11 protein-coding genes are annotated in these 13,984 nt (G+C 58.6%); 6 read left to right on the forward strand and 5 right to left on the reverse strand.

Annotated features, from left to right (window positions below):
- Positions 1-47: 47 nt before the first annotated feature.
- Positions 48-965, forward strand: a complete 918-nt coding sequence (locus LVY71_RS02580; RefSeq protein ID WP_235097900.1) for a hypothetical protein — start codon at positions 48-50, stop codon at positions 963-965.
- 769 nt (positions 966-1,734) lie between these two features.
- On the opposite strand, the gene LVY71_RS22930 is transcribed toward LVY71_RS02580, so the two are convergent.
- A complete protein-coding gene (locus LVY71_RS22930; protein ID WP_235097901.1) occupies positions 1,735-3,156 on the reverse strand; it encodes a Shedu immune nuclease family protein in 1,422 nt (473 codons plus the stop codon).
- Positions 3,157-3,328: 172 nt separating this feature from the next.
- Complete coding sequence (locus LVY71_RS02590) at positions 3,329-3,616, reverse strand: hypothetical protein (RefSeq protein WP_235097903.1); 288 nt, start codon at positions 3,614-3,616, stop codon at positions 3,329-3,331.
- A 552-nt stretch (positions 3,617-4,168) separates the two neighbouring features.
- On the opposite strand from LVY71_RS02590, the gene LVY71_RS02595 reads away from it, so the two are divergent.
- The 5 genes from LVY71_RS02595 to LVY71_RS02615 all read left to right on the forward strand — a co-directional run bounded on the left by LVY71_RS02595 (position 4,169) and on the right by LVY71_RS02615 (position 10,118).
- Positions 4,169-4,930, forward strand: coding sequence for an XRE family transcriptional regulator (locus LVY71_RS02595; RefSeq protein ID WP_235097905.1), 762 nt, complete (start codon positions 4,169-4,171; stop codon positions 4,928-4,930).
- Positions 4,931-5,551, forward strand: coding sequence for an RES family NAD+ phosphorylase (locus LVY71_RS02600; protein ID WP_235097907.1), 621 nt, complete (start codon positions 4,931-4,933; stop codon positions 5,549-5,551).
- 94 nt (positions 5,552-5,645) lie between these two features.
- Positions 5,646-7,451, forward strand: a complete 1,806-nt coding sequence (locus tag LVY71_RS02605; RefSeq protein ID WP_235097909.1) for an ATP-dependent nuclease — start codon at positions 5,646-5,648, stop codon at positions 7,449-7,451.
- Positions 7,448-9,175 (forward strand): UvrD-helicase domain-containing protein, encoded by a 1,728-nt coding sequence (locus LVY71_RS02610; RefSeq protein WP_235097911.1) that lies wholly within the window; start codon positions 7,448-7,450, stop codon positions 9,173-9,175. Before LVY71_RS02605 ends, LVY71_RS02610 begins: the two co-directional genes overlap by 4 nt.
- 91 nt (positions 9,176-9,266) lie before the next feature.
- On the forward strand, positions 9,267-10,118 hold the full coding sequence (locus LVY71_RS02615) for a hypothetical protein (protein WP_235097913.1): 852 nt from the start codon (positions 9,267-9,269) through the stop codon (positions 10,116-10,118).
- A gap of 365 nt (positions 10,119-10,483) precedes the next feature.
- Here LVY71_RS02615 and LVY71_RS02620 read toward each other — a convergent pair whose 3' ends face one another.
- The 3 genes from LVY71_RS02620 to LVY71_RS02630 form a co-directional block, all read right to left on the reverse strand.
- Entirely contained in the window at positions 10,484-11,755 is a 1,272-nt protein-coding gene (locus LVY71_RS02620) for a DUF2130 domain-containing protein (protein WP_235099993.1), read from the reverse strand.
- A gap of 158 nt (positions 11,756-11,913) precedes the next feature.
- A complete protein-coding gene (locus tag LVY71_RS02625; protein WP_235097915.1) occupies positions 11,914-13,530 on the reverse strand; it encodes an AAA family ATPase in 1,617 nt (538 codons plus the stop codon).
- On the reverse strand, positions 13,527-13,931 hold the full coding sequence (locus LVY71_RS02630; protein WP_235097918.1) for a DUF6634 family protein: 405 nt from the start codon (positions 13,929-13,931) through the stop codon (positions 13,527-13,529). Before LVY71_RS02630 ends, LVY71_RS02625 begins: the two co-directional genes overlap by 4 nt.
- Between the last annotated feature and the right edge of the window lie 53 nt (positions 13,932-13,984).

Genomic DNA, 13,984 nt, shown 5'->3' on the forward strand with positions numbered 1-13,984 from the left:
CTACCAGTCTAGTGATTATTCACTAGATTGCCAAGGAGACTCTTCGAATGACCGGTCGCGATCCGGATATCCGGTTAACGGAAAGTTTAAGGGCTGCGCGGCAGGACGGGCTGCCTTGGCATCATCTCGGTCGATTGCTGCAGGAGCGGTTCGAGGGCAGCCAGAATTGGGGCCGCCGGACTGAAGCCTGGGACACCGCAGGCGAAGCTGCCGGTTTGGCGCCCGTCGTGCTGAAGCGATTTTTGGTGCTGATGAACCGCCTGGACAAGGTTTCCCACGACGCTGGTGTGCCTGTCGCGGACCTGGTGTCGTCGTCGTACGGTGCGGTCGAACTGGCGCTACGGCTCTACGACCGCGACCCAAGGTCAGGCCTCGATGCGCTCGCTGACCTGCGCGAACGCCGAACGACCATAGAGGCGCTGCAGAAGAAATTGTCTCAGACCCCGGCGGGAGCGGCCGATCCGAGCGCCGTGTCCCGGTCGGTGTCGCTGCGGGAGCGCGGCATCTTGGTGCAGCGCTGCGAGGACGCGCTGGCGCAGTACGCTGGAAGGTTCTTTGGGGCGGGAAGCACAATCGTTCGCCGGCCGGTGCTTAGGCATTTTCGCCGCATCGGCTTCGAGATCCATTCCCGGGGTCGAATCCTCGGCGGTGCCGACCTCTATCTGGCAGAAGCGTCCGATGGTTCGAAGGATTCGTCGGAGGGACTCGCGCAGTCACTGCTGCTGGCCGGCTACCTGCCATCCTACTATCTCGTCTTCGCGCCTGGCGTGTCGGCGGCAACGGTCGCAGCCAGTGAACAGGCGCTAGACCTGCTCGACATGCCCAGAGTTGGAATCATCACGATCGATGAAACCGGCCATACGAAGAAGCTGCGGCCAGCGAAACCAAACGCGTCCTCTCGGCTGGCGTCCTATGAGGATATCAGGACGGCGTTCGCGATTCCGCACCGCTCCAGCCGAAGATAACGACACACTGCGAAGTGCCCCCATGCCACCGCCTGCGGCGGCGGGCGGCGTTCGTCTATGGTCATCCAGATGCGAACAGGAGATCCAGATGACTGCCGTATCAGCTGAATTGTGGCGAAATTGGACGAATCTGGCGAAGTTTGGGCAGCGGCTTTTGACTACCTAAATACCTCCAATAGACGGAAAGCTGGTGCCCGAATTGGTATCGGAAATTGCCAGAATGAGAATGAATCGGACTGCGAAAGGAGGCTCAAATGGCCGCAAAAGGGGTCATTTTGGACGAAATTGAACGAGTTTTATGCATGTATAAGAGTACAGCGAAAACGTCCGACTGGACCTGCATCTTCGCAGAAAGTACTGCATTTTCAATATGATATCTTGTTTTTTTGTGCCCCGGTGCCAGGTTTTGGTGCCTGAATTGGTCCCGAATTGTTCGCGCTCAGACGGAATGAATTGATGGTGGATTTCACCGAACCCCGCCTTTTGTTGGAAGCGGTCGTGAAGGAGGCCGCGCCCGACAGAGGGCAACTCTGCGGACCACCCCTCGTTGTTCGGTGACTAAAGGATTGAGCGCGCTGGCCTCTGCGTTGGCGTCTCGCGTTGCATGAGTGCCAGTAACACATCTGATGAGCCTGTTGAAAAGCAGCAACGCATCCGATCACCACTGGATCTCTCTTTTGTGAGGCTACGCCAAGCGGCCGCGTTGGCAAATTCCACTTCGATTCACGTTCGCAACAGCCAACTCGCACAGGCGGGATCACACCATGCGTCACTTCGCATCGATTCCGTCTAGCTTCTCGTCGGGCATCGCATTGGAGGTTCCCAGAACTTCTAGGAGATGCTCCAGCTTGTGACCGAGTTCATCAAACGTAATAATGGTGACCGACTTCAGAGCGTTGCGAAAGAGTTCGAAGGATTTGAGCAGTGCAGCACCTTCGGGAATTCGCCCCGCAATCACGAGGCCTTGAATCGCGTAGCTTTGGACGTCCCATGCGCCGGAGTTATCCTTGAGCGCGGGGATCGATTTTTGCAGATGATGGCGCTGGTCAAGTATCTGATTGACTGCGCCCGTGAGTTCGCGACTGGGTGCATGAAGATCGCCGCGATATGGCGTCTTCTCGATCAAGAGGGTATCGGGCGTCTTGATCTCGATTAGACCGAGGTTTCCGCTCGCCGCGGCTTTGATCACGAAGTCACTGATCTTATCGCCGGCTCCGCTGAATTTCCGTCCGCCGACCGAAATCTGTCCGCCGATCATCATAATCGGATGACCGAAAGCGAGACGCAACACGAACGGATTGTCGGTGAAAAAGGACTGCCATGCGCCTTCGCTGAGTTTCCTCGCAAGCATTTTTCTCAACCGCTCCGCGAGCTCTTCCAAGGTGACTATTTCGATCTCGCGGCTTAGCTTCAGAAGGGATTCGGGCTGGGTTCGTTGTATTGTGCGGGCGGCGGATACTGTTGCCTCAAACACGATCTTCTGATCAGATTTCGACAACGCGGTCCCTCGGACAACGCTTGCTCCAACGGCTTCCCGGATCGCATCTCTGCGGTAGGTCCGGTTTTTCACAGGAAACTTCGTTGAATCGATCGTCGAGAGCAGAGAGTTGTGTGCGACCATCCACTTCTCGTCGGTAGCCACGTTCAATGCTTTGTTGTGGATGCGGTTTATAGCCTTCCTCAGATCGTCGAATTGTCGCGCCGATACGACATAACTTCCGCCTTTGACGGTCGGCAAGTTGGTGCTGCGGCCCCGCCGAAGGCAAAGATCGACTACGCCCGAAATCTCTTCCACAGTCTTCGCGATGTGACGGATATCGAAATTAAGGCCGAGTCCGAAAAACGGGTCTTTTACGAAGCCAGATGGAAGTCTCTGAAAGAGCTCGCGGAGTTCATCTTCTTCCAGCGCAGCGCCGGCCAAGCCGAATTGGTCGAAGGTGATGGTGCGCAGGGTGTCGTATTTTGGCTCTAGGAACGATGGACTCGTAGCCGTCGTATTCAGTGGATACGTCACTACGACATCGGTTCGTTCGTCGGCTTCGACAAGGAGCCGCGATTTGACGGGGATGACGGACGGTCTGCCGCGGCTGGCGATCTCGATCGCCTGACGCGCTGGGCGATAGTGGAGCGTCCAACGTCCGGGTTTCGGGCGGCCGAGCTTTAACTCGGCCCCGTCTTCGGCCGTGGCCACAAATCCGGTACGGAAACGGTTAGGAGGCAGGCTAGTAGTCCTCTGTTAGAGAGCAGGAAGGGACCGATGCGCCTGCGCCGTAGATGGTCGTGAGATTTCATTTTCATCCGACCGACATGCTTTTCGGTTTGTCTGCAGGATGTGGCAACATGTTTGTGGACCCAGCCGCCGCCTATTTGCCCCTTGATTTAAGAAGCCGCACTCCCTCGCCGCGTCCCGCAACTGGTTTCGTGAATTCGACTCCGAATTTTTTCTCGAGCGCTATCGCTAATTTCTTCAGCACCGCCACCCGCCGGTAGTCCATCTGCTCGGAACTGTCGTTTTCCACGGTGATGACGGCTTTGCGGCTGACCGTCGCACTTTTCGCGAGCGTCGCCTGGTCGATGCCGACCAAACCGCGGGCGGCGCGTATCAATGCCGGTGTCGGCCATATCTGATTGGCCGGAATCTCGGTGATCATTCTTTATCCCAGTCCCGGGAACGACCATTAGATGCCGCAGCCGATATGGCCGACGACTCACTGTCGTGAGATTACAGCAGCCGCCGCTGCCGATGAAGGTGTTCGTTGTGCGACAACAGAGGCGATCCGCAAGACCGGCGACCGAATTGAGCATGACGCTGCGGCTAAATCCAAAGATGTTTTGGCCATGCAGTAGACAGAATATCAGTGACGACTTGCGATCGCCGCTTGGTGTGTGCGCCGTCGGTTAGTCGCACCGGACAGGTCGAACGAGTCCTTCTGATCCAGAAATCACCCGCGCGAAGCCGAACCGCGAGCGGAAATTGTCCGTCTGTGCGCACCGCATGGGTAAGGACCGCTGCCCGAAGTCCAATTCAGGCTGCCGGCCTCAACCGTTCTCAGCCGTAGCGGCAGTTCCTCCTATATGGTGTTCTCTCGCTTTTCGTATGCGGCTTCGCGAGTGAGAGCTTCGCCCGCGGCGAGACGGTCTCTTTACGAACTTGACGAACTTATCGAGTTTTGCCATATTGCCTTCTGGTAGGAGATAGTGACATGGCATCTTCAAAATCGAAGGCTGGCACGCGGAGCAGTTCGGGTCGGCAGGGACGAGCCGCATCGAAATCCACCCTGAAAACGGCCTTTTTCCTTGCCGAAGGCACAAGCCTGCCGAAGGGGGCCCCCGACCTCAAGCTCCGGGTCCCGCGCAAGGCCTATCAGGTGCTCGTGAGCAAACCGGATCGCGTGAGGGCCGTGCTACAGCAATATGGCAACGCGGTCACAAGAAGCCGGGCCGCCGGGTACACCGTTAGCTTTCGCATCGATGTGGATCCCGCGGGTGCCACGACTATGACCCCTGTTGAGGAAGTTAGGCCTGCACCGAAACATCTGCCCGAGGAAATTGTAGCGCCGAATGCGGACCTGCAGGTTGCGCTCGCGGCGGCCCGCGAGCGCGGCCGGCTGCGAGCCGCTGAGATCCTCAGTAGTGATGATATGCTGAGCGCCGAAGACTTCGCTAAACTGCTTGGGATGACGCGTGTGACGGTGAATACCAAGCGGCAGAGCGGTCAGATTCTAGGGTTGGATGGGGCGAAGCGAGGGTTTCGTTTCCCGACGTGGCAGCTCAATACCGAGGGGAAGCCCTTCGCTGAACTTGCAGTCTTGCACGATCTTCTCGGCGGAGCCTGGGCGGTCTATCGCTTTCTGGTCCAGCCGCACGGTGAGCTCGATGGATTGACGGGACGGCAAGCATTAGAGCAGGGAAAGCCAAAGATGGTTTTGGCGGCTGCCGAAAGTGTCGGCCGAGATTTCCACTAGATGGTGAAGGTTCTCCCTCCGAAAGATTTTGCACGTGCAAAGCTTCAGATTCACCGCGTAGCGGCCGGACTTCGGTTCGGCCGTATCTATATGGACCGCTATCCCGACCCTCTCGGTTTTGGCAAAACGCCAAGCCGGTTCAGCGATTCTCGACGGCGCGCTACAGCACACCGTTTTGGTTTGCTATATCTCGGTGAAACCCTAAAGGTCTGCTTTTTGGAAGCGGTGCTTCGCGATCAGCGCGATGGCGTCATCGGTGATCTACCGATCGAGGAGAAGGAATTATTCGTTCGGCGCTTTGCGGTGATCGAAACGACAGCGACGCTCAAGATGGTCGATCTTCGCGATGATCGGGCCGTCGTCATGGGCGTTCCGACCGATGTGGCAAAGGCGAGCAACCAAAGCCTCGCGCGGAAGTGGTCCGTAGCGTTCCACGATCATCCGGAGAAGCCGGACGGCATTGTCTACCCGTCCCGGCTTAACGGACACACCAATCTCGCTGTATTCGACCATGCCATCGTAAAGCTGAGGGCGGGACGCGTGACGACACTTATAGGAACGCCAGGATTGGCCACCGTATTAAACGATCTGCAAGTTAGCATTATTGATTCGGATCCATGACGGCGATGTGGTCGCGATCGGCGATCGTAGACAATTGCACAATTAAGCAGCCGTCTGCTTTCAATTAGGAGGCCGGCCTTTGCCGGAGCGGGCGATGTATCTTAAGAGCTTGACGCTGAGTAATTTCCGGTCGTTTGCGGAATCTGAAATTCCGCTGAGCAAAGATCTCACAATCCTTGTTGGCGAGAACAACGGCGGTAAGAGCAACGCTATCGATGCCATACGGCTGTTGACCACGCCGCTCGGCGGCCGACGTGAACTGTATTGTGAGACGACCGATATTCGTTTCGGTAGTACGAAGCGCATGTTCGAACTCATCGGTTGCTTTGAGGAGCTTAGCCCAGCACAGCAGGGACGCATGATCTCGGCGGCCACGGATCACGCCATCACAGGCTGCGTTTTCGGCCTGCGATATGACGAGAGCACAGGACGTTTCCCGGTTCGCCCGCTGCTATGGAGTGGCCTTCAGCAAGGCACACCGGAGGCCGGTTGCCACGAGATGGTGCGGCATGTCTATCTGCCACCGCTGCGTGATGCGAAAAGGGCGCTCGCGTCGGGCAATCCGACGCGCATCTATGCGCTATTGAATCATTTTCTCGACGGCGGTGACCCCGAGGTTCTGGCGAAAGCCCTTAGGCGCGGTGTTGACGCGGAAATCCTCGGGAAGGTTGGCGGGGCGGTGGAGGTTGGTCTCAGCGCGCTCACCTCCGGCGTCCGTCGACAATCGGCGGCACTGGGCTTTGCGAATGATGAGAAGCTGATCGATATTGCCCGCGATCTGCGGTTCAAGCTTGCCGACCATGGCATTGAGCCCGAGGATCTTCGGTATTCCGGCCATGGCTACGCCAATCTGCTCTACATGGCGACGATCGCAGTCGAACTGGAGAAAGTAAACGATGCCGACCTGACGTTGTTCTTGGTGGAGGAGCCGGAAGCGCATCTGCATCCTCAGCTTCAGGCGGCGGTACTCAGCTTTCTCGATGAGCAGGCTGAAAAATCGCGGAAACCAAAGCTCGGTCATCACGGGCCGGCCGGCGAATTGCAGATTATTGTGGCGACTCATTCTCCAAATCTCTCGGCATGGGTAGAGAGCAGAAAGTTGGTATTCTTTCGTTCATTTCTCCCGAAGCCGCCTGAGCCGGCTGACGACCCGGTGGTTGATCAGGAGACACTCACGTCGGAGCCCCGGCTGCGCCGGGAAACCCGCTGCATTCCACTGGCCGAACTGGCACTTGATCCCGTTGAACGTCGCAAGGTGGACCGCTACCTTGACGTGACGAAATCAGCCTTCTTGTTTGGTGGGCGCATCCTCCTGGTCGAGGGTATTGCCGAGGCGCTGTTGCTGCCCGTGATTGCCAAGAAGATCGTGCTAAAGGACGATCCAGAAAAGTTGCGGCTGTTTCGCTCGGCGGTTTTTGTGCCGATCGATGGCGTTGACTTTGAACCCTATGCGAAGCTTCTGATGACTCCGCTTGATGAAGTTCGCATTGCAGACCGGCTTGTCGTAGTTACCGATGGCGACGGCGGCGATCTGGAAGTCGGGCAGGAGCCGCCTGGGGTGCTGCGGAAACGAAATCTCGATGCCATCGCCACTCGACTGGGCGCGGATGGATTGCTTGAGGTAATCATCAACGATTATTCGCTCGAAACTGAACTTGTAAGAGCAGGTAATGCGGCGCTTCTGAAAAACGTCTATCTCAAGCTTCATTCCCGCTCCGGCGACAAGTGGGATACCGCGATTGCCCTAAGCGGTGATGCCCAAGCGCTCGCCGTTCAGAAGCTGTTCGAGACAACGCGCAAGGGGGATTTTGCCCAGCTTCTGGCTGAAGAGATCAACAAGGGCGAAGCATTCGCTGTTCCCGGATATCTCAAGCGTGCGATCGATGTGCTGGTTGCATGACACCGAAGCTGTTCAGACCTACGGATGAGCAGACGCGGATCATTCACCACGATGGCTCTGCATTTATCTCCGCATGTCCAGGGGCGGGCAAGACGCGTGTTTTGGTCGAGCGAGCGCGTTTTCTCTCGGCTGACCAAGCGGCGGGACGCGGCGTCGCGTTTCTTTCGTTCACGATCGCAGCGGTCTCCGAACTTGAGGATCGGCTACGCCATGAAGGACTTCTTGAAACTCCGGTTTTTCCTCATTTCATCGGGACATTTGACGCTTTTCTCTGGCAATTCCTGATCTCGCCTTTCGGTGTGCCTGGTTGCGTGGTACGGCCTCGGTTGATCCCAGACAAAGATCAGCGGTCCATCCAGCCTTTTGCTGCCGCGCGGGCGTTGCCGCTGGAATGCTTCGACAGATCGACCGGCAACGCCATACCGGAGTTGCTCGCGCGTCACGGATTCAAGGGTCAGATCAAGGCGCACGAGACGGCAGCCCGCAATACCCGCACCCGTTTCCTGGAGCGAGGTGAGATCGATTTCACCGACGCTCGCGATATCGCACTGGCGCGGCTGCGCGACCCAGCTTCATCTGCCGTTCTTGCTCGTGCCTTGGGAGCGCGATTTCGAGAACTGGTCGTGGACGAGGCTCAAGACTGCAATCCGCTCGATCTTGGAATTATCTCCTGGTTCAAGGACGCAAAAATTCCGGTGAAAGTCATCTGCGATCCTCATCAGGCGATATACGGTTTTCGTGGTGGCGTAACGAGTGAACTCGAGGTCTTTGCCCAGACTTTTCAGGACGATGAACGACTGCCGATGACCGGAAACTTTCGATCAAGCCGCCACATTGCCAAGGCAATCGTCGCACTTCGGGCGCCCAATGCACGGTCCGTTGTCGACCATGCTCTCGGCAAACATCGCGATGATCCAACGCCGGTCTATGTCCTGTCCTATCGGGGTAACAGTGTGCCAGCGAGCGTCGGGATCAAATTCCGAGAACTGACGGAAGCGCTACAACTCGATCCAGGCCAGTGCCCGGTCTTAGCGGCGACGAGGCGAAGCGGGGCAAATGCGCTCGGCCATCCGGTTGATAACGGTGTCAAGGATCTCAGTTACCGATTGGCTGTTGCGATTAGCGACTACCATTTCTCATTTGAATTGGGCGGCAGAAAAGAAGGGCTCGAGGCGGTACACAGGATTATGCTGGAGCTTGAGGGCCATACCGCTGACAAGACCTATCATCAGCATATTGCTGACGCCGAACTTGAGCCTGGTGACTGGCGTGCTCGCGTTCTCGAACTTGTTGAGGAGCTTCGCTTCGACCCTGCACGCTTTGCCACTGTTGATGCATGGCATGATCACGCGCGTGTCTTGCTCGCTCCCTTGCTGCCGGTTGGTGGACAGTCGATCAATCAGCGGCTTCGCCGTAATGTGGATTTGCCAAAGGCGCTATCCACCGCCCCACCAAACGGGCATAGCGCGCGCACGATACACAGCGTGAAAGGCATGGAGTTTCCTGCGGTGTGCGTGGTGATGTCATCGCGGACAGCCAAGGGGATTCTTGACTTTCTAAGCGCCAGTAACCCCACCACCGATAACGAGGAAGCGCGGAAGATCTATGTGGGCGCCTCGCGCGCACAGCGCCTGTTGACGATTGCGGTTCCAAGATCGCAGGCGTCGCGGCTGGTGAGGCTGCTGCAGTCGATGAAAGGCGACGTATCTCTGATAGAACTGTGATGATCCGTCTTGAAGGTAGTCAAAGATTGGCTCGGAAGACGACACTTCATCGCACGTGTATTGGACCAAAAAGGAAGGGCCTGCGATCGCAATGGGACAGCTTGACGAAATCGTAATCGCGGCAATGACGCGCGCCATGCAAAAGGCTGAGCCTTTGCTTGCGGAAGCGCTCTCGCAGTATGGCGTCACATCTCCGGATCAACTGCTTCCCGGCGTCGCAGGAAAAGTCTTTCAGGACGTAATGCTTCGAGTCGCGGCGGAGAACTTCCCAAATGCTCAACTGGACGCTTTGAAGCATGGTTTGGCAGCATTTCAGCATCCTCTGTTTGAGACGGCTCTTCTACGGCTGAAAGCGCAATCGCTGTCGACCTCTGACGCATTCGCAATGGCCACAGGACGCGATGCTGCGATCGTGCTGGCGGGGCTAGGCCTTCGAGTTGCTCCGTTCGACCGCAAGACGCCGCGCATTCTTGCTGAACCAGATAACGATATCGATAAGGTGGGCGAGACCTTTGCTAAGTGGAAGACCGCTTATGTCGGATATTCGCCCTGTGACACTCCATTCTACATGCTGTTGACGGATTGCGTGCGGACCATGCGCACGCAAATTGCAGATCGGCCAGAACTGAGAGAATTAAAAGATCTCGTGACGCGCACTGGCCTCGCATTGCCGTCAGGCCCATTCCCGGCCTTCAAGCATGGAATCATTTTAATTCCCCGCGAGTTGGGCGACAGCGTCTCCACGATCTTTTTGAATAATCCAAATCCAAATGATGGATCTGTGGGATTGTACGCCGGCTGGTCAATCAACGGTAGCCGTGAAGGTGCTCCGAATAGCGGCTTTTTGCCAGTGCCCCTACAATTTCTTGATGCAGCGATCAAGGAGCCGGAAATTGCCCTGTGGATCTGGAGGCCAACCGGCCCGCGCGTAGTGCTTAATTAACTTGGCAATATCGATTGTACTTTGTGCAGGAGTGGGAGGGGTATTTGGTCGACGTAATTTATGCTTTGCTAGGGGCGGTTGGACCAACTGAGCGTCACGTCGTCGTCATTGCTCATCGTATGGGACCGCCAAGCCTTGAGAAGGGTTATTTTTACGATTCCGCTGACCGCGATCATGGCGGTAGCGGTCCATTCGACTGGCGGCTAGACGACGCGGTCGCCCGTGCCAAACGGTTCGCTGCGGATATTGGGCTTACCCAAGTCGTGGTGCGTGCGAAGGGAGGTTGATCGGTCCTCATCGGAGGCGTTCCTTGAAGAGTGGTGAGTATCGGTCCGCCGCAATGGTCCTGAGCGGTTGCGCAGAAGTTATTCCGCAATGGTCTTGGCCTCGATCATCAGCACATCCAGACTTTCGATCTCCTGCATGGCGCGGCCGGCGATGCCCTGGAGGTCGCCGTAGAGGCCTGCGGTGGAATCCAGTACGCCCTTGAGCTGTTCCTCGCGCTTGGCCCACATCCGCATCATGGTCTTGCGTTCGCGGTCTAGATCGTCGCGCATGTCGGTAAATCTCTCGACGATGGCATCGATGCGGTGCCGGAACTGCGGACCGGTCAGGTACTTGTAGACCAGCTCCATCTTGGTCTGCTGACCTTCCTGGGCCTGACGGCTGCCGGCAAGATTGATCAGGGATTCCCGCAGCGCGATGGCCAGCGGGATTGCAAAGCGCGGCTCCGCCACCCAGACGTTGTCAACAAAGTCGAAGGTCTCGACGCCTTTCGGCAAGGCGCTTGAAACGATCAGTGCGATTTCAGCCTTGGCGGTACGCTGGTCGTCGCGCAACTTGGCGAGCCAGCCGTCGCTCCAGTTCTTGGTGCGCTTGGATTCCCAGAGAATGGCGCCGCAGGTCTGGCCCGCGGGGCCAAGCACGCGATGCAGGACATCGCCGCCGAACTCGCCCTTCGGCACCGGCTCGATCAGGTCGCGCGGGAAGCGGCCGCGCAGCAGGGATTCGAGTTCAAGTTCGAGCGCCTCGCCCTGTAGCTGTTGCGATCCCTGGCTGGCCTTACGTTGCAACTCCTCGATCTGGCGCTGCATGCCGGCGATCTGGGTCTCCTTTTCGGTGACCTTGGCCTTGAGCGCGTCTTCAGCCTCTAACTTCGCCTTGTCTCGAACGGCGACAAGGTTCTCCTGCACCTTCTTCTCGACGGTCAGCTCGAGCTCCCGTTTGGCGTCTTCCAGTTCACGCTCCTTGCGCAGCATCCCGGCCTGGGCGGCCTGGGCCTCGGCCAGTTTGGCATTGTTGGCGGTCAGGTTCTGCTGCAATTCGGCGAGTTGCCTGTCGCGTTGTTCAAGATCGTTGGCCAATGCCACGCGGGCCTTCTTTGCCTCGGTCTCGACGATGGAAGCGCGCTCTGCCTTCAATTTGGCGGCGACCTGCTCGTCGATCGCTTCGCGGGCCTTGGCGAGGTCGTCCTGGGTTTTCTTGAGCGCCGCCTCGCGTTTGCCGAAGTCGGCTTCCTTGGCTGCAAGCTGCTGCTCGAACTGCCGGCGGGTCTCGGCGATGAGCGGTGCGGCGAGGGATTCCGTTAGCTTGATCTCGGTGCGGCAGTTCGGGCAGACGATCTGGGGTTCGGTCACGGTGTCGGTCCTGAGAATGTTGGTGTCGAGTGTAGCGGGATTCCGGGAGTTACCTAAGCCCGGCACGGCGGATGAAGCCGGTGCCGGAGGCCGCGGCAAGCGCGACGGCAGCCGTTTGCGAAGAGGGGTCAGTTTGTCATTCATGGTCGTTTCCTCTTTCAATTCCTGGCCGCGCGGAGATCGCGTTCGCGCAGGATGGCCTCGACCAGCCTTCGCAGGCGGCGGACCGATCCGCCACGCCAGTGGGTCGTGACGGCACTACGCTCGGCGCCATCGAGCGGGATGACCCAGCGATGGTCGAGGCCGCGCTCGCGGGCGAGGTCGGCGATGACGGCCGGCAAGAGAGCATCGAGATCGCTGGCCGCCGGCTTCGGGAAGGTGATGACCCGAAAGCGATCGCGGATTGGTGACGGCAGGGGATCGAGGCTGTTGGCGGTGGCGACATAGCTGACCTGGCTGAGATCGAGCGTGACCTGCAGTGCGGGATCCGGGTAGCGGCAGCTGGTCTCCGGTTCGAGAAATCCAAGCAGGCAATCCCACAGCCGGCCATAGTCGGCACGGGTACTGGCCTTCTCGATCTCGTCGAGCAGCACCATCGGATTGGCGATCTTGCCCTGGGATACGGCGAGAAAGGGGTGGCACGGCTCGGCCGAATACCAGCGCTGGTCGGTCCCGCCGAACACCGCGCCGTCTGCGCGGGAGGCATCCTCGCGCCAGACATTGAGGCCCAGCACTTCGCCGAGACGCCGCGCGAACCGCGACTTGCCGCCGCCGGGATCGCCGACGAGCAACAGTGGCCGCAAATGTACTGTCGCGCGGCCGACCAGATCGGCGAGCACGAAGTCGATCACCTCAGTGGCGTAGGGGAACTCGAACATCAGGGCATTGCGCGCCTGATGCAGCGGCGGCGCCATCACCAGAGGCAGGGCGGTGTTGATGACCGCCGTCATGGGACGCATGATCTCCTTGAGCTTGGCGTTCTTCATCTGCTCGTCGGAGAGACGGGCGACGACAAGGTGATGCTCCGGTATGGCCGGAGCAGCGGATGCATCGGCGCGTGTAATGTCTTTCGCTTCGTCAGCGTTTTGCTGGGCTTGTCCCGGCTTCTTTTCTTCTCGTTTCTCAATCTGTCGCCAGACCGCGCTCTCGGCTTCAGCTATACGGCGTTGAGCCATGAGGGCGCCCAGAATGCCCGCGGCATAGGCGGCTGACCCGGTTTCATCCAGCATGTGGCTGCAGCACGGCAACGCGGCCCAGCCAAAACAGAACTGCTCGAGTTCACGGCAAAGACGCCCGTCGTGATTGTTGCGCACGAACCCGTAAAACGTCATCAACAGGCTCTTGGCCACCCGACGGTGTTCGCCAAAAAACAGGCGGATATCATGCTGTACCGGCAGCGACAGCAGCCGGACACTGTCGGCCAGCGACCGCAGCTCCGGGCGGTCCTCGCTGACGGCTCGCTGATCCAGCTCGGCTGCGAGCAGCAGACCAAGATCGGTGCCGAGGTCTCTGTTGAAATCCCCCTCCCGGTTGATCAGCCATCCGGCATTGAGTCCGAGATTCGGGCAGAGCTGATCGATCTCCGCCGCCAGCCGCCGATCGACATGGTGGGAGGCGTTTGAGACCAGCATGGCGTAGCGCAAGAGCCGTGGCAGATTCCTGAACCGCTCATCAGCCTCCGAGGAATCCGCCGCGGCCCCTGTCGCGATGGCATCCCCGTCGATCACGGGCAGATCAAGATTGTTGATCTCGTCATCGGTAGTGTTGGCGCTCATGCCCGGTCCTCCGAGGTCTCATCATCGGGGGTGTCAGGCATTGTGATCTTCAGGGACGTCATGAGGCCGGCTTCAGTTTGGTTCGCGGGCGGACCGAGCCGGTAGTAGCGCGACAGAGTCCTGACCCACCGGCCCTTGGGATCCGCGAACCACAGCGGCGACGTCATGATCATGGGGCCCTTGATCAGGGGATGGCCGCTAACCTGGCCGATCAGCCGCAGGCCTTCCGGGCGGCGCAGCGGTGTCCAGTATTTAAGAAGAGGAGCGGTTCGCAGCCGCGCCGGCGAGACCGACCGGACCTGCTGAAGACGCGCGGCGTCATCGGCCAGCGCGCGCAGCCGCATCGTCAGGTCCGGGGTGGCGTGGATAGGATCAAGAAACGGGAACTGTTGTGTCAGCATGAAGGCACCAAAGGAAAAGAGGTCGGATGATAGGGTGAAGACGGCGCGATGAT

It is taken from the genome of Bradyrhizobium sp. G127 (assembly GCF_021502575.1).
In the GTDB taxonomy this organism is placed as follows: domain Bacteria; phylum Pseudomonadota; class Alphaproteobacteria; order Rhizobiales; family Xanthobacteraceae; genus Afipia.